Raw genomic sequence first — 15,286 nt, forward strand, 5'->3', positions numbered from 1 at the left:
TGTAGTTATGACACAAGTAAATTCGTCAAATTCGAATGCAAAGAAGTGGATCATTGGCGGCGTCATCCTCGCACTTATTCTTGGTCTGGCGGCTTACCGTTGGACCAAGGGTCAGCAGCAGGAAGATGTACTGACCATTGGCATTAGCCCACCTTATGCAGACTTATTGCAAAGTGTGGCTGATGAACTGAAACCGCAAGGTATTAATGTGAAACTGGTTGAATTTTCCGACTGGCATGCACCCAATGTCGCGGTACAAAACGGTGATATTGATGTCAACTTTTTTCAACAAAGTGTGTACTTAAGAAATGTCATTCGCGAAACCAACTTCGATCTACATAGTTTCGCGCCCGGTACGGGTAGCCATGTCGGTTTATATTCTAAGAAATATAAATCGCTGGATGAGTTACCACAAAATGCCCGTGTGGTCATTCCAAATGATCCGGTGAATCTGGCACGTGCCTTGATCCTTCTTAACCGTGCAAAACTGATTGAACTGAAAAATATCAACAATGAATTATCAACCGTTAAGGACATCAAGAATAATCCTAAACAGTTGCAGTTTATTGAAGTTGAAGGCCCACAAACGGCACATGCCTTGAATGAAGCTGATCTGATCTTTGGTTATCCACATTATCTAAAACTTGCTAAAGCAGCAGATCCACATGATGCTCTGTTCCTGGATCCAATCGACAAGAAATACGCCATTCTGTTTGTGACACGCAAAGACTATGAAGATAAAAACCAGAAACTGGCGACTTTCGTAAAAGCTTTCCAGAATTCTGAAAAAGTCAAAGCAATTCTGGACCAGGATTTTGGTACTGGTATGTGGTTTGAAGGCTGGAAATAAGGTGAATACTATGGTGAGTTTTGGTTCTCAGGTGGCGTTTTCCGTCCCACATATCAAAATCCGTGACCTGAATAAATACTATGAGGTACAAGGCAAATCGGTACATGCCTTGAAAAACATCAATCTGGATATTCCTGAAGGCAAGATCTTCGGGATTATCGGGAAAAGTGGTGCGGGGAAATCCTCGCTGCTACGTACCCTAAATGGTCTGGAACAGATTAGCGAAGGTCATATCCATATCCATCAGCAGGATTTGGCTGGCTTAACCCATGCTGAACTGATCCAGCTTCGTCAGCGTATTGGCATGATTTTTCAGCACTTCAACCTGATGTCTGCCAAAACCGTCTGGGAAAATGTAGCTCTGCCTTTAAAAGTTGCAAATTATAAAAAATCAGACATTGATGCGCGTGTAAACGAAGTGCTGCAACTGGTCGGCTTAAGCGATAAGGCTCAGAACTACCCTTCTCAGCTATCCGGTGGCCAAAAACAGCGTGTCGGTATTGCCCGCGCGCTGGTGCATCACCCGGAAATTCTACTCTGTGATGAAGCCACTTCTGCACTGGATCCGGAAAGTACCTCAGTGGTGCTGTCTTTACTGAAAGAAATCAACCAGAAACTCGGCATCACTATTGTACTAATCACCCATGAAATGCAGGTCATTCGTGAAATCTGCGATCAAGTCGTCGTGATTGAAAAAGGTGAAATTGTTGAAGCGGGTGAAGTCTGGTCAGTGTTTTCCAATCCACAGCAGCAGATTACCCAGGAACTGCTGAATCTGGAACAGCTGGAACTGCCATTTTCGATCAGTCCTGAAGTGACAACAGATACCACGCATAGCATTATCAAACTGCGCTATGCCTCTAGTGTTCAGTATTCCCCAGATTTGAAAGTGATTTTCGAACAGTTCGAGCATCCGGTGCATCTCTATCAAAGTCATATCGACAGCATCCAGAATCATCTGGTCGGTAGCCTGATTGTCGCAGTTGCCGATCTAAATCTGGATACTGACTTACTTCAGCAAAAACTAAAACAACACATTGCACAGATTGAGGTGATTGGCTATGCACGACCAACTCATTGATTTATTACTAACAGGAACCACCGATACCCTCATCATGGTTGGTGTATCCGCAATCGTTGCCTTTCTGATTGGTTTACCGATGGCAGTAGTACTGGTCAGTACATCTGAACACGGGATCTATCCATCCAAACCCATTAATCAGGCTCTGGGCTGGATTGTAAATATTACCCGTTCGGTGCCTTTCCTGATTTTAATGGTCGCTTTAATTCCCCTTACCCGCTGGATTGTAGGCACCAGCTATGGCGTCTGGGCAGCAGTTGTACCTTTAACGTTGGCCGCGACTCCTTTCTTTGCGCGTATTGCTGAAGTGAGTTTACGTGAAGTAGATCAGGGACTGATTGAAGCGGCTCAAGCGATTGGCTGTAACCGTAAGCAAATTATCTGGCATGTGCTATTACCTGAAGCTTTACCAGGGATTGTGGCCGGTTTTACCGTCACTTTGGTGACCATGATTAACTCATCAGCAATTGCCGGTGCTATTGGTGCCGGTGGTCTGGGCGACATTGCCTACCGTTATGGTTATCAGCGTTTTGACATGCAGATCATGCTGGCGGTGATTGTGGTGCTGGTGATTCTGGTCATGCTGGTTCAGGCCACTGGTGACACCCTATCGAATCAGCTCGATAAACGTAAAATTTAAAAACATCTATTTCATAAGTTTTCAACAAAGCACCCAGCCATGACCTGACTTTGTCATGGCTTTCATGTAAAATCACTGGCAATTTTTATATAACGCTTTGTGAGTTATTTCATGGGTTTTAATTGTGGTATTGTAGGCCTGCCTAACGTTGGTAAATCTACGCTTTTCAATGCATTAACTAAAGCTGCAATTGCTGCGGAAAACTTCCCATTCTGTACGATTGAACCAAACACCGGTATCGTGCCTGTACCAGATCCACGCTTGGATAAACTTGCTGAAATCGTAAAACCACAACGCATGGTACCAACTACCATGGAATTTGTGGACATCGCGGGTCTGGTTGCTGGTGCATCTAAAGGCGAAGGTCTGGGTAACCAGTTCCTGGCGAATATCCGTGAAACTGATGCAATTGCTCATGTTGTTCGTTGTTTCGAAGATGAAAACGTGATTCACGTCAACGGTAAAATTGATCCGCTTGATGACATCGCAACGATTAACACTGAACTTGCTCTAGCTGACCTTGAAACTGTGACTAAAGCAGTGACTCGTCTGGCGAAGTCTGCAAAAGGTGGCGATAAAGAAGCTGTAGCCACTAAAGCCGTTCTTGAAAAAATCCTACCTTTGCTTGATGAAGGCAAACCTGCCCGTGCAGCAAATCTGGATGATGACGAACGTAAACTGGTACGTGGCTTTGGTTTGTTAACGCTTAAACCAACGATGTACATCGCTAACGTGGCAGAAGACGGTTTTGAAAATAACCCGCACCTCGATGCGGTACGTGAACTGGCAGCTGCTGAAAATGCAATCGTGGTTCCGCTTTGCAACCAGATCGAAGCTGAAATTTCATTGCTTGAAGATGAAGACCGTGCTGAGTTCCTGGAAGCAATGGGTATGGAAGAGCCAGGTCTGAACGTGGTGATCCGCGCAGGTTATTCACTGCTTGGCCTACAAACTTACTTCACTGCCGGTGTACAGGAAGTTCGCGCCTGGACGGTTAAAGTCGGCGCTACTGCGCCTCAGGCAGCGGGTGTCATTCACACTGACTTCGAAAAAGGCTTCATCCGTGCAGAATGTATTGCTTATGATGATTTTGTACAGTATAACGGCGAAGCTGGCGCTAAAGAAGCAGGTAAATGGCGTCTAGAGGGTAAAACTTATATCGTTCAGGACGGTGACGTTCTGCACTTCCGTTTCAACGTATAAGTTGAAGCCAAAGAAAAGCCCCAAATCTGGGGCTTTTTTGTTACTAAATTTGGCTTCTTGCTATTCTCATACGCATCTTTACATCCTATTTATAAAAATCTCTTCCCATAACATTAATGATAATAATTCTCATTGTATTTAATACAACTCAAGCGTATTTTAAAATTTAGTCGAGAATTCCACTCACTCAATCACGCTTAAGGACAATTAAAAATGAGCTATACCCTTCCCGAACTCCCTTATGCTTATGATGCATTGGAACCGCATATTGATGCTAAAACCATGGAAATCCACCATGCCAAGCACCATCAAACTTATATCAACAACATCAATGCAGGTATTGAAGGCACAGAATGGGAAGATCTTTCTGTAGAAGAACTGGTGAGCAAAGCCAATCAGGTCCCTGAAGATCTGAAAAATAATGTGATTAATAATGGCGGCGGTCATGCCAACCATTCCCTGTTCTGGACAGTAATGAGTCCAAGTGGAGGTGGCAATCCTGAAGGTGAAATTGCACAGGCGATCGACAAGGAGCTTGGCGGCTTTGAAGCCTTTAAAGAAGCTTTTACCAAAGCAGCCCTGACCCGTTTTGGTAGCGGATGGGCCTGGCTCAGCGTGGCACCTGATCAAACCATTATTGTAGAAAACAGTGCCAATCAGGACTCACCCCTCATGCATGGCAATACCCCGATTCTAGGTCTGGATGTCTGGGAACATGCGTACTATTTGAAATACCAGAACCGTCGTCCTGAATATATTGCCGCTTTCTTTAATGTTGTGAACTGGAAGGAAGTGAATCGCCGTTATCTAGAAGCACTTTCAACATAAATGAACACAGTAGGACGTAATCTCATGTCTTGGCACTCTTTACGTTTGCTCTGCGGCCTCAGTATACTTTTGGGCGGAGCAGTGTTGTATCTAGAACGTCTGTTCATGTTGCTTTAAGACATGATCGTCTATTGTATGGGAAGCCTTATTCTGAGGCTTCTTTTAATTTTTGCTGTTTAATTTTTTCTATAGGGAGATGGATTTAAAATTTAAGAACGCAATTCACAGACATTGACGCTATCGAAGCCATTGGTACATGGTGCCACTTCACACGCATAAGAAGCTTGTACTCCACTTACTAAAACAGCACTCATACTTATCGCTAAAAACAATTTATTGAACATTTAAAATGACTCCAAAAATTAACTTTTATCTCTAAATCGCTTGATTATGAGTCAATTATAGGACTTTTTTAATGGTTCAGGGCAATCTTTTTGATTTTAATTATTGTTTATTTATATAAATAGAATCGTTTTTTATAACAAAAAAGCGGAACCGAAGTCCCGCCTGAAGATTATAAAATCCGATTAAGACTGTTCAGCTACTGCATTACCTTTCTGCTTTGGATCAGTATTTCCCAGTTCAGGATGAGCAATAGCTCCCTGACATTGCTGTTTATCACGCTCATAGTCGGCCTGTTTTTGTGCCACGCTACTGCTATTTTCAACGGTGCTACGTGCCCAGATTTCCAGACTGGTTAAAGCTTTGCGACATAAGGCATATTTTCCTTCCGTCACTGAGTCAGTCATTTTCACATTAATGCGCCAGTCAGTACTCAATTTACGGGCCGGTTGACGTACCTGAGCATCGATCTGCTCCATTTCCTTGTTATAGACCAGCGGATCGACTTCATTCATGAATTGCCATGCAGCATTGGCATAAGTCGTCGCATCATTGGAGAGTTTAGGTGCCGCTTTAATTTCGGCCTTTGGCGCTTGACTGTCATTTCCACAAGCTTGAAGAAATAAGGTGCTGCCGATTAAAACACCGACCAGCATTGCACGTGTCTTGAACATCAACATATCAGAATCGCCAGTTAAACATTTCGGCACTATGCTAGTAAATTCGCGTACAATACACAATCTTGATTTAATCCCTGTTTTAACTCTCTCCCTTAAGGTGTTTTGTGTCTGACCACAATCCAGTAGCGATGCAACCTGCCGGTTTCTGGCAAGGTGCCAAAGATAGCCAGGCCATTATATTTACTTACCTTCCGGTCTCCTTTGCCTTTGGCGTTTCTGCCACCCAGTTCGGCTTTACTGCTTGGGAAGCTTTATTTTTATCCTGCTCCATGTATGCCGGTGCCAGTCAGTTTTTAGTTGTAGCACTACTTGGTAGCGGTACATCGATCTGGATGACGGCACTGACCGTGATTGCTTTGGACATTCGCCATCTTTTATACGGCCCAGCTTTACAAAACCTGATCCAAGATCGTTTAAACCTGAAGAAAACCGCAGTCTGGGCTTGGGGTCTTACTGATGAAGTCTTTGCTTCAGGTATGATCAAGCTGTCGCAACGGCGCCAAGAATGGTCAGAATCATGGATGTTAGGTCTAAGTCTGTTTAGCTGGCTGTCTTGGGCGACAGGTTCATTTTTAGGTGGATTATTTGCTGATCAAGTCAGTAATTTGCCACAATTCTTGCAGGCGGCTTTAGATTTCCTGCTACCTGCCCTGTTCTTAAGTTTCTTATTGGCAGCCTTTGAAAAGAAACACACCTTTGTGGTGACCATCACGATTATTGTCTCAGCAGTTGCCTGTTATTTTATCGATCTGTCCGCTGCGATCTTTATCGGCATCAGTTCCGGCATTTTGGCCGGCCTGTTCAAGCACTATGTGCTGAAAAAACCAGATCCTGAATATGCAGGAGATCAATCATGAATCTTGAAATTATCTTGGTCGGAATTATTGTCGGGATTGCCAATTTTGCCTCACGTTTTGGCCCTTTCTATGTAATTCAAAAATTTCAGCAGGGTTCGCAAAAACGTGGTGCGCTATGGCTGAAAATTGCTTTGGGTTCAATTGGGATTGCTGCTATCAGTTCCATGCTGGTTGTGGCGACCTTACCGCCCTTATTGGAAACGCCAGATAAAAGCTTTGCCATGCTGATCGGTTTTATTGTGCTGGCCGGACTATATTTTAAGTTCAAGAAAATCGTCATGGCGACCTTAACTGCAGCCTTAACCTATGGCCTGATTTATACGTATATCTCTGTGCCTTTTTAAGCTTTTTAGAAAATTAGAAATCTCATTCAAGACTTATGCTAAATTAAAGGCATAAGTCTTTTTTATATAAGAAGAAAAAAATAAGGAAAATATTGGCATGTTCGAGCCAAAGCAAAAGCTCGAAGGGAAAATATTTATTCATCATCGACGTGATGAAATGTTAGCTATTTTTAATCAATACGAATTACCCGGCTGTTATTTTGAATGTTTTATCAATGCACAGAATTTTACTGGTCATTTTGTAGAAGTGGTTGCTGAACCCGCAGATCATATCTGTGTCATTTATATTCAGAAGCATGGCAAAAATAAAATCATTGCCCTCTACAATCAGACTCAACAGGTGATCCATCTGCATCCTAAACAAATCATTTTTAGCCGATGGAGCCTGTTACATAAAGGCATTCCAAATCTCATTTATGTATTTTGCTTTAGTATAATTTTACTGTTTCTATTTTTTGCACTTGTCGCAGTGTCAAATCATCAATTCCACTTTTTCACTGTATTCCACGATGCACTGCAATTTTCAGGATTTGGTTTATTGCTATGGATATTTGGTTTTATCTGTCCTTTTGTCATTCCCTTTTACGCCTTTAAGAGAATACAGAGTCTGAAACTTCTCCATCAACTTCAGCTCAATGACAAGCAAATTTTGCATATGGAAAAACTCAATCCGCAAAACCGGATTTATCATTTAAACCCTGTGAAAAATACAGTAAAGCAAACTGCCTGATTTCAGATGCGATTCTCTATAAACTTTTATAAATAAAACTGCTGGCCAATATCACAATTTTGTATGAAACTCGGCTTATCTCGGCATTGAGTTCTGTTATGCTAAAAGTCCATAAAATCAAGCATGGATAATACACATGAACGTGACTATTGGTACTCCTCTTCAATCTTCAGCTTTTAAAGTTCTATTGCTAGGTTCAGGAGAACTAGGTAAGGAAGTGGTGATTTCCTTGCAACGTTTAGGTGTAGAAGTTCATGCTGCAGATCGTTATGCAGATGCTCCTGCCATGCAGGTGGCACATTTTTCTTATGCCTTAAATATGGCAGATGCAGCGGAACTCAAACAGCTCATTCAAAAAATTCAGCCGCATCTCATTGTTCCTGAAATTGAAGCGATTGCAACTGAAGTATTGGTTGAAATCGAAGAACAGAATATTGCAACTGTAATTCCTTCTGCCAAAGCAGTGAACCTGACCATGAACCGTGAAGGCATTCGTCGTCTGGCAGCTGAAGAACTAGGCTTACCGACGTCTGCTTATCGCTTCGCCGATTCTCTGGAATCTTTCCGCGCAGCCTGTGATGACATTGGTTATCCAAACTTTGTGAAACCGGTGATGTCTTCTTCAGGTAAAGGCCAATCTCGCGTGAAAAGTTTTGAAGAAGTCGATGCTGCCTGGGAATATGCGCAAACAGGTGGTCGAGTTAATCAGGGCAAAGTGATTGTCGAGTCACAGATTGATTTTGATTTTGAAATTACCCTGCTTACTGTGCGGGCTAAAAATCCTCAAACTGGCGAAATCGAAACCTCTTACTGTGATCCGATTGGACACCGTCAGGACTCAGGTGACTATGTAGAAAGCTGGCAACCTCAGCCAATGAGCCCGGCAGCTTTGGAAGAATCAAAACGTATCGCGAATAAAGTTACCACAGCATTGGGCGGTTGCGGTATTTTTGGTGTAGAACTCTTTGTCAAAGGCGACAAAGTATGGTTTAGTGAGGTTTCACCTCGCCCGCATGACACTGGTCTGGTTACATTAGCTTCCCAGTTCCAGAGTGAATTTGAACTGCATGCCCGTGCTATTTTAGGCCTACCAGTCAATACAGCTCGCCATAGTGTGGCTGCCAGTGCCGTGATTTACGCAGGTGTCGATGATCGCAATCTTTCATTTTCTGGCCTGAATCTTGCTTTAGCCCATGCCGATACCGATTTACGCCTGTTTGGTAAACCTGAAGGTTTTAAACGCCGCCGTATGGGTGTCGCGACTGCGCGTGCAGAAAGCATTGAACAGGCTCGCGAGCTGGCTCAACAGGTTGCTGACCAAGTTAATGTTCATCAAAATTAAGTAAATACAACGGACCACTGTTCATGATCAATACCTCCCCGCTGCTGAATTACATTAAAAGTCACAATGACATCAAAGCGATCAATCAATGGCGTAGCGATGTAGAAAATCAGCTTCAGGAATGTTTTGAAAATGGACAGTCCATCCGTGACATCATTCAGGCCCGTTCTAACCTGATTGATGAAGCCCTGCAATTTCTGTGGAATCATGCTGAACTTGATCAGACCGATTTGGCGCTTTTCGCAGTCGGCGGTTATGGCCGCCGCGAAATGCTGCCATATTCAGATGTCGATATCATGATCCTCTCAGAAGATGATTTCACTTCAGAGCAGGAAAAGCTGATCTCCAGCTTTATTTCTTCGCTTTGGGATGTGGGCAATTTCAAACCGGGCATCAGTGTTCGTACCATCAATGAATGTGTCAATCAGGCCAGCAGCGACCTTACTGTAGCGACGTCCTTGATCGAGGCACGTCTGATTATTGGCAATGAAAATTTAACCAAGTGGCCACGCCGGATCGTGTCACAAACCTGGACTGATAAAACCTTTTTTGATGCGAAAATGGACGAGCAGCACAAACGCTATGCTCAGCACAATAATACTGAAAGCAATCTGGAACCGGATATTAAAAATGCACCGGGCGGTATCCGTGATATTAACCAGATTGGCTGGATTGCCAAACGTCATTTCCGTGTCAACCGTATTTATGACCTGGTGCATCTGGGCTTTATTTCAGAGTTTGAACTTGCCGTACTCGAAGAAGCTGAAAGCTTTCTCTGGGAAATTCGTCATCATTTACACCGCCTGACCAAGCGCGATGAAAACCGCCTGCTGTTTGATTATCAACGGGATATTGCAGCGATGTTTGGCTATACCCGTGAAGAAGGTCAGTCACCGAACTATCCAATCGAACAGTTCATGAAGCGCTATTACCGTAGCGCGCAGCAGGTTTCGACTCTGAATGAAATGCTACTGGCTTATTTTAATGAATCAGTCATTACCCCACGTTTACCCCAATATGAACGCCAGATTGAAGAAATTAATGAAAACTTTAAACTGGTCGATGGCAAGTTAGCAGTTCAACATCACAAGATTTTCTCGGAAAAGCCAAGTGCCATTCTGGAAATTTTCTATTTGCTGGCCAATCGTCCTGAAATTGAGGGCATTCGTGCTCGTACTTTACGTCTGCTTACCCTGGCAGCTAAACGTATTGATCAGGATTTCCGTGATAATGCGGTACACCAAGCCCTGTTTATGGCCATCATTCGTTCACCGCATCGCCTGTACGAAACGCTAGTTGCGATGAAACGTTATGGTGTTCTGGGCAAATATATTCCGGCTTTCGGACAGATTACCGGCTTGATGCAATATGACCTGTTCCATATCTATACCGTGGATGCACATACCCTGCTCTTGATCCGCAATCTGAACCGCTTCAAAGAACCCGAATTTGCCAAAGAATTCCCAGTGGTCAGCTCCGTGTTCCAGCGTCTGGCACGTCGTGACATTGTTTATCTAGCGGCTATTTTCCATGACATTGCCAAAGGTCGTGGCGGTGATCATAGTGAGCTTGGTGCAGCCGATGCGATTCAGTTCTGCCGTACCCATGGCTTTACCGAACGTGAATGCAATCTGGTTGCCTGGCTGATTGAAAACCATTTGTCCATGTCAGTGACCTCACAGAAAAAAGACATTTCCGATCCGGATGTGGTCAAAGAATTTGCTGAAAAAATGGGAGATATGGAGCATCTGGATTATCTGTATACCCTAACCGTGGCAGATATTAATGCGACCAATCCAAAACTCTGGAATACCTGGCGTTCATCTTTGATGCGTCAACTCTATACGCATGCGCGTGATGTGATTCGTTCTGGCTTGGGCCGTCCGGTTGATTACCAGATGCTGATTGAAGATACCAAGTTCGAAGCCAGTGAACGTCTAGTGGAACATTTCTCGCTTTATGATGTCGAAAAAGTCTGGCAGGAACTGGGCGATGACTACTTCCTGAAAGAATCTGCCGATGAAATCGCCTGGCATACCCGCGCCATTCTGGAACATGGCGATAATCCTGCACCATTGGTATTAATGCGTGCACATCGTAAATATGCACAGGATGCCGTGCAGATCTTCATCTATACCCAAGACAAACCAAATCTGTTCGCTACCACGGTTGCTGTTCTGGATCGCATGAATCTGGACGTTCAGGATGCCCGGATTATTACCGCAACCAAAGCTTTCAGTTTGGATACCTATGTCGTCCTTGACCGTTTTGGCACGTTATTGACCGATCCGGAACGTGAGGCAACTGTCATTGAAGCCTTACAGGATGCCTTAAGTCATTCTGATGAATATCCAGGTCTGATGCAGCGCCGGATTCCGCGTCAGTTACGTCATTTTGATATTGAAAATACCGTCGATATCACCCTTAATGAAGCTTTAAACCAGAATATGGTTGAAATTGCGACACTTGACCATCCTGGTTTACTTGCGAAAATTGGCGGTTTATTTATGATGCAGGGTCTGGATATTCACTCTGCCAAAATTGCTACGCTTGGCGAACGTGCTGAAGATATTTTCTTTGTCACCAAAAAAGATGGCAGCCCAATGACCCAAATAGAGTCTGACAATTTTGCAGCGGCATTAAAAGCTGCTCTAGATGAGGCCTCACATCAGGTCAATGCTCAACACTAACACACTGCTCGGTAACACATTCATGAACTCTAGCTTGTCTTTATTGCATCCATATCCGTTTGAAAAGTTGAATAAACTTTTTGCGGATATCCAGCCTGCGAATATGCCTTTGATTCCCCTTTCAATTGGTGAACCAAAGCATCCAGCACCCGAGTTTGTGAAACAGGCGATTATTGATAATTTTCAGCATCTATCGACTTATCCGAACAGCAAAGGCTTACCTGAATTACGAGAAAGCATTGCCAACTGGCTGACTCGTCGTTTTAAACTGAATAGCATCAGTGCAGACAGCAATGTATTACCGGTCTCTGGTACCCGTGAAGCAATCTTTTCTTTTGTTCAGGCGCTGATTAATCGTGAAGATGCGCCTTATGTGGTGATGCCAAACCCTTTCTACCAGATTTATGAAGGTGCTACCCTGCTTGCAGGTGCAAAACCTTATTTCATTAACTGTACTGAAGAAAATGACTACTTAGGCGACTTTGATTCAGTTCCGGCTGAAGTCTGGGAAAAAACTGCCCTGTTATTTGTGTGTACACCGGGCAACCCAACAGGTGCTGTTCTTTCTAAAGAGCAGTTTAAAAAGCTGATTGCACTGTCAGACAAATATGATTTTGTCATTGCTTCTGATGAATGCTATTCAGAACTCTGGTTTGATGAAGCACCGACAGGTTTACTGGAAGTGTGTGCCGAGATTGGCCGAGATGACTATAAAAACTGTGTCGTTTTCCATTCTCTATCTAAACGCTCCAACCTGCCAGGCATGCGTTCAGGCTTTGTTGCAGGTGATGCCACTTTACTCAAACCTTATCTGCAATACCGTACTTATCACGGTGCAGCGATGCCGGTGCAACACCAGTTAGCATCAATTGCAGCCTGGAGTGATGAAGCGCATGTGGAAGAAAACCGGGTACAGTATCGTGCCAAGTTCGATCTGTTCCAGAAAGAATTGGGGCACTTGCTTCCGCTGAAAAAACCGGATGCGGGTTTCTACTATTGGCTCAAAGTGGACAATGATGAAGCTTTTGCCAAAATGTTGATGGAAAAAGCGCATATCAAAGTATTGCCAGGCCGTTATCTGTCTCGTGAAACTACGCAAGGTAACCCGGGTGAAAATCATGTGCGTCTGGCATTGGTGGCTGATCTGGCACAATGTGAACAGGTAATTCAGCGTTTAAAAGCGATTCTTTAATCTTTTAAGATCTAAACACAAATAAAAAACCCACTTTCCAGAAGTGGGTTTTTTATGGATTTTGGCTACAAATTATTCTTCTATTTCACTTATTTTCTATTCATTAGAAATTAGACATTTCAAATAAACTTATAAAACCTTTTCAATTTCTGTTTCGAGATCTTCAGGTTTGGTGGTAGGTGCAAAACGGTTTAATACCTTGCCATCACGACCAATCAGAAATTTGGTGAAATTCCACTTAATGCCATTTCCTAGAATTCCTTTGGAATTATTGGTCAAGTAACGGAAGATTGCATGCGCTTCCGGACCTTTAACATCTACCTTGGAAAACATTGGGAAAGAAACCCCATAATTTTTCTGGCAAAATTCCCCGATCTGTTCATTTGAACCTGGATCCTGTCCGCCAAACTGGTTGCATGGAAAACCTAAAACTTCCAGTCCCTGCTCTTTATATTTCTGGTAAAGCTTTTCCAGACCTGCAAATTGTGGAGTGAAACCACATTTACTCGCGGTATTTACGATTAAAAGTACTTTTCCTTCATAATCTGCAAGCCGTTTGTTTTTCCCATCTAACAACTCAGCTTCAAACTGATAAATGCTGGTCATGGATAAGTTTCCTCGTCAGTTTTTTCTTGTGTTTGTAATTCTAAAGAGGCCGAGTTTACACAATAACGTAAGCCAGTCGGTTCCGGACCATCCGGGAAAACGTGTCCCAAATGTGCATCACAATGATGACAAACAATTTCTGTTCTCACCATACCATGTGAAGTATCAGGTAATTCTTCTACAACTGAGCTGCTCACAGGACGATAGAAGCTTGGCCAACCGCAACCGCTGTCATATTTAGTGGTTGAAGAAAACAGTGGTGTACCACAGCAACGGCAGACATAAGTCCCTTCCTGTTTTGTATTCCAGTACTTACCTGTGAATGCCGGTTCAGTTCCTTTTTCACGCGTAATGCGAAACTCTTCTGGTGATAACTCTCTTTGCCATTCCCGGTCTGTTTTATTGAGTTTTCCCATCACTAACTCCTTTAAATCTTTGACATTCAATGTCATGCTTCAGTACTTCCATATTTACGCTAGAGATGAAAAAATTTCTAGCGAAATTTCAGCATAGATTGTGATATTTGCGTAATCTATAGGTTTAACTTAAAAATTAATTGGATGGAATTATGTCCGGTATTGGTAACACCCCCCCTCGCGAGATCAAGAAATCGTCTAAGCTTGAGCATGTTTGCTACGACATTCGCGGACCAGTGTTACGAGCGGCCAACGAGATGGAAGAAGCCGGACATAAAATTATTAAACTGAATATCGGGAATCCCGCCCCATTCGGCTTTGAAGCCCCGCAAGAAATCATTAATGATGTTGCACTGAACCTGCCAAATGCGATTGGTTATACGGATTCCAAAGGGATTTTCCCGGCACGTAAAGCGATCTGCCAGTATTACCAGCAAAAAGGCATTCTGGATATGCACGTGAACGACGTGTATGTCGGCAATGGCGTATCTGAACTGATTGTAATGGCGATGCAAGGCCTACTGGATGACGGTGATGAAATGCTGATTCCAATGCCGGATTATCCATTATGGACTGCGGCAGTGAACCTGTCTGGCGGTACTGCGATTCACTATAAATGTGATGAAGAAGATCACTGGTATCCAGATATTGCGGATATGGAAAGCAAAATCACGCCAAATACCCGCGGGATCGTGATTATCAACCCAAATAACCCGACCGGTTCGGTTTATCCGCGTCATATATTACAGCAAATCGTTGATTTGGCGAAGAAATATGACTTAATCCTGTTTGCAGACGAAATCTATGACAAGATCGTTTACGATGGCATTGAACATGTGTCAGTAGCTTCACTCGCAGGCAAGCAATTATGTGTATCGTTCAACGGTTTATCTAAGGCCTATCGTATTGCTGGCTATCGCTCAGGCTGGATGGCGATTACTGGTGATAAATCACGGGCAATGGACTACATTGAAGGCCTAGATATGCTGGCTTCAATGCGTCTTTGCGCGAATCACCAAGCACAATATGCAATTCAGACTGCACTCGGTGGCTATCAGTCTATTAATGACCTGATCCGCCCAGGTGGCCGTCTATATGAACAGCGCAATATTGCCTGGGAAATGCTGAACGAGATTCCAGGGGTATCTTGTGTAAAACCTGAAGGTGCGATGTACTGTTTCCCTCGTCTTGATCCTGAAATCTATCCAGTTGAGGATGACGAGAAACTGATGCTTGATCTGTTACGTGCCGAAAAAGTTCTATTGGTTCAAGGTACTGGCTTCAACTGGCCAACACCGGATCACTTCCGTGTGGTATTCCTGCCAGCAGAAAATGAACTGCGTGAAGCGATTACCCGTTTAGGCCGTTTCTTGGCAAAAATGCGTTAATTTATAAAATTAATTCCAAAAAACCGCATTCATGAATGCGGTTTTTTATTGTCTAAAAAGTTCCGCGATAAGCTTTACAGATATTTACAATAGAAGC

General features: G+C 43.5%; 15 protein-coding genes. 12 read left to right on the top strand and 3 right to left on the bottom strand.

Features of this window, described 5'->3' with window-relative positions; translation table 11 throughout:
• The first annotated feature begins 7 nt into the window (after nucleotides 1-7).
• The 5 genes from G5T77_RS02595 (at nucleotide 8) to G5T77_RS02615 (ending at nucleotide 4,602) form a co-directional block, all read left to right on the top strand.
• Nucleotides 8-850, top strand: coding sequence for a MetQ/NlpA family ABC transporter substrate-binding protein (locus G5T77_RS02595; protein WP_166136131.1), 843 nt, complete (start codon nucleotides 8-10; stop codon nucleotides 848-850).
• Nucleotides 851-860: 10 nt separating this feature from the next.
• Complete coding sequence (locus G5T77_RS02600) at nucleotides 861-1,931, top strand: ATP-binding cassette domain-containing protein (protein ID WP_166136197.1); 1,071 nt, start codon at nucleotides 861-863, stop codon at nucleotides 1,929-1,931.
• Complete coding sequence (locus tag G5T77_RS02605) at nucleotides 1,912-2,571, top strand: methionine ABC transporter permease (RefSeq protein ID WP_159123258.1); 660 nt, start codon at nucleotides 1,912-1,914, stop codon at nucleotides 2,569-2,571. The genes G5T77_RS02600 and G5T77_RS02605 overlap by 20 nt, the downstream gene beginning before the upstream one ends.
• Before the next feature lie 111 nt (nucleotides 2,572-2,682).
• Complete coding sequence (gene ychF / locus G5T77_RS02610) at nucleotides 2,683-3,774, top strand: redox-regulated ATPase YchF (RefSeq protein WP_166136128.1); 1,092 nt, start codon at nucleotides 2,683-2,685, stop codon at nucleotides 3,772-3,774.
• A gap of 213 nt (nucleotides 3,775-3,987) precedes the next feature.
• Entirely contained in the window at nucleotides 3,988-4,602 is a 615-nt protein-coding gene (locus G5T77_RS02615; protein ID WP_166136124.1) for a superoxide dismutase, read from the top strand.
• 527 nt (nucleotides 4,603-5,129) lie between these two features.
• On the opposite strand, the gene G5T77_RS02620 is transcribed toward G5T77_RS02615, so the two are convergent.
• The gene (locus G5T77_RS02620) at nucleotides 5,130-5,624 is read right to left on the bottom strand and encodes a hypothetical protein (RefSeq protein WP_159123256.1); all 495 of its coding nucleotides are present in this window, start codon (nucleotides 5,622-5,624) and stop codon (nucleotides 5,130-5,132) included.
• A gap of 128 nt (nucleotides 5,625-5,752) precedes the next feature.
• On the opposite strand from G5T77_RS02620, the gene G5T77_RS02625 reads away from it, so the two are divergent.
• From G5T77_RS02625 to dapC, 6 genes are all read left to right on the top strand, one after another.
• Nucleotides 5,753-6,481: an AzlC family ABC transporter permease gene (locus tag G5T77_RS02625; RefSeq protein WP_171505577.1), complete on the top strand. Its 729-nt coding sequence runs from the start codon at nucleotides 5,753-5,755 to the stop codon at nucleotides 6,479-6,481.
• The gene (gene ygaH, locus G5T77_RS02630) at nucleotides 6,478-6,825 is read left to right on the top strand and encodes an L-valine transporter subunit YgaH (RefSeq protein ID WP_159123254.1); all 348 of its coding nucleotides are present in this window, start codon (nucleotides 6,478-6,480) and stop codon (nucleotides 6,823-6,825) included. Before G5T77_RS02625 ends, ygaH begins: the two co-directional genes overlap by 4 nt.
• A 97-nt stretch (nucleotides 6,826-6,922) precedes the next feature.
• The gene (locus G5T77_RS02635; RefSeq protein ID WP_171523031.1) at nucleotides 6,923-7,555 is read left to right on the top strand and encodes a hypothetical protein; all 633 of its coding nucleotides are present in this window, start codon (nucleotides 6,923-6,925) and stop codon (nucleotides 7,553-7,555) included.
• A gap of 127 nt (nucleotides 7,556-7,682) precedes the next feature.
• Nucleotides 7,683-8,897, top strand: a complete 1,215-nt coding sequence (gene purT, locus G5T77_RS02640; RefSeq protein ID WP_171521865.1) for a formate-dependent phosphoribosylglycinamide formyltransferase — start codon at nucleotides 7,683-7,685, stop codon at nucleotides 8,895-8,897.
• Nucleotides 8,898-8,920: 23 nt separating this feature from the next.
• A complete protein-coding gene (gene glnD, locus G5T77_RS02645) occupies nucleotides 8,921-11,587 on the top strand; it encodes a [protein-PII] uridylyltransferase (RefSeq protein WP_166136115.1) in 2,667 nt (888 codons plus the stop codon).
• A gap of 22 nt (nucleotides 11,588-11,609) precedes the next feature.
• Nucleotides 11,610-12,779, top strand: a complete 1,170-nt coding sequence (gene dapC, locus G5T77_RS02650) for a succinyldiaminopimelate transaminase (protein WP_159123250.1) — start codon at nucleotides 11,610-11,612, stop codon at nucleotides 12,777-12,779.
• A gap of 129 nt (nucleotides 12,780-12,908) precedes the next feature.
• On the opposite strand, the gene G5T77_RS02655 is transcribed toward dapC, so the two are convergent.
• Together G5T77_RS02655 and msrB are read right to left on the bottom strand one after the other, a co-directional pair.
• Complete coding sequence (locus G5T77_RS02655) at nucleotides 12,909-13,385, bottom strand: glutathione peroxidase (protein ID WP_004784130.1); 477 nt, start codon at nucleotides 13,383-13,385, stop codon at nucleotides 12,909-12,911.
• The gene (gene msrB, locus G5T77_RS02660) at nucleotides 13,382-13,801 is read right to left on the bottom strand and encodes a peptide-methionine (R)-S-oxide reductase MsrB (protein WP_004784131.1); all 420 of its coding nucleotides are present in this window, start codon (nucleotides 13,799-13,801) and stop codon (nucleotides 13,382-13,384) included. Before msrB ends, G5T77_RS02655 begins: the two co-directional genes overlap by 4 nt.
• Nucleotides 13,802-13,953: 152 nt before the next feature.
• Here msrB and G5T77_RS02665 point away from each other — a divergent pair, with 152 nt between their 5' ends.
• Nucleotides 13,954-15,189, top strand: a complete 1,236-nt coding sequence (locus G5T77_RS02665; protein WP_166136112.1) for a pyridoxal phosphate-dependent aminotransferase — start codon at nucleotides 13,954-13,956, stop codon at nucleotides 15,187-15,189.
• Nucleotides 15,190-15,286 lie beyond the last annotated feature (97 nt).

The sequence above is a fragment of the Acinetobacter sp. GFQ9D191M genome (assembly GCF_011174875.1).
In the GTDB taxonomy this organism is placed as follows: Bacteria; Pseudomonadota; Gammaproteobacteria; order Pseudomonadales; family Moraxellaceae; genus Acinetobacter.

Excerpts from the sequence above, each read along its gene's own strand:
- G5T77_RS02595 (WP_166136131.1), top strand. The coding sequence starts at position 8 with ATGACACAAGTAAATTCGTCAAATTCGAATGCAAAGAAGTGGATCATT.
- G5T77_RS02600 (WP_166136197.1), top strand. The coding sequence starts at position 861 with ATGGTGAGTTTTGGTTCTCAGGTGGCGTTTTCCGTCCCACATATCAAA.
- G5T77_RS02605 (WP_159123258.1), top strand. The coding sequence starts at position 1,912 with ATGCACGACCAACTCATTGATTTATTACTAACAGGAACCACCGATACC.
- ychF (WP_166136128.1), top strand. The coding sequence starts at position 2,683 with ATGGGTTTTAATTGTGGTATTGTAGGCCTGCCTAACGTTGGTAAATCT.
- G5T77_RS02615 (WP_166136124.1), top strand. The coding sequence starts at position 3,988 with ATGAGCTATACCCTTCCCGAACTCCCTTATGCTTATGATGCATTGGAA.
- G5T77_RS02620 (WP_159123256.1), bottom strand. The coding sequence starts at position 5,624 with ATGTTGATGTTCAAGACACGTGCAATGCTGGTCGGTGTTTTAATCGGC.
- G5T77_RS02625 (WP_171505577.1), top strand. The coding sequence starts at position 5,753 with ATGCAACCTGCCGGTTTCTGGCAAGGTGCCAAAGATAGCCAGGCCATT.
- ygaH (WP_159123254.1), top strand. The coding sequence starts at position 6,478 with ATGAATCTTGAAATTATCTTGGTCGGAATTATTGTCGGGATTGCCAAT.
- G5T77_RS02635 (WP_171523031.1), top strand. The coding sequence starts at position 6,923 with ATGTTCGAGCCAAAGCAAAAGCTCGAAGGGAAAATATTTATTCATCAT.
- glnD (WP_166136115.1), top strand. The coding sequence starts at position 8,921 with ATGATCAATACCTCCCCGCTGCTGAATTACATTAAAAGTCACAATGAC.
- dapC (WP_159123250.1), top strand. The coding sequence starts at position 11,610 with ATGAACTCTAGCTTGTCTTTATTGCATCCATATCCGTTTGAAAAGTTG.
- G5T77_RS02655 (WP_004784130.1), bottom strand. The coding sequence starts at position 13,385 with ATGACCAGCATTTATCAGTTTGAAGCTGAGTTGTTAGATGGGAAAAAC.
- msrB (WP_004784131.1), bottom strand. The coding sequence starts at position 13,801 with ATGGGAAAACTCAATAAAACAGACCGGGAATGGCAAAGAGAGTTATCA.
- G5T77_RS02665 (WP_166136112.1), top strand. The coding sequence starts at position 13,954 with ATGTCCGGTATTGGTAACACCCCCCCTCGCGAGATCAAGAAATCGTCT.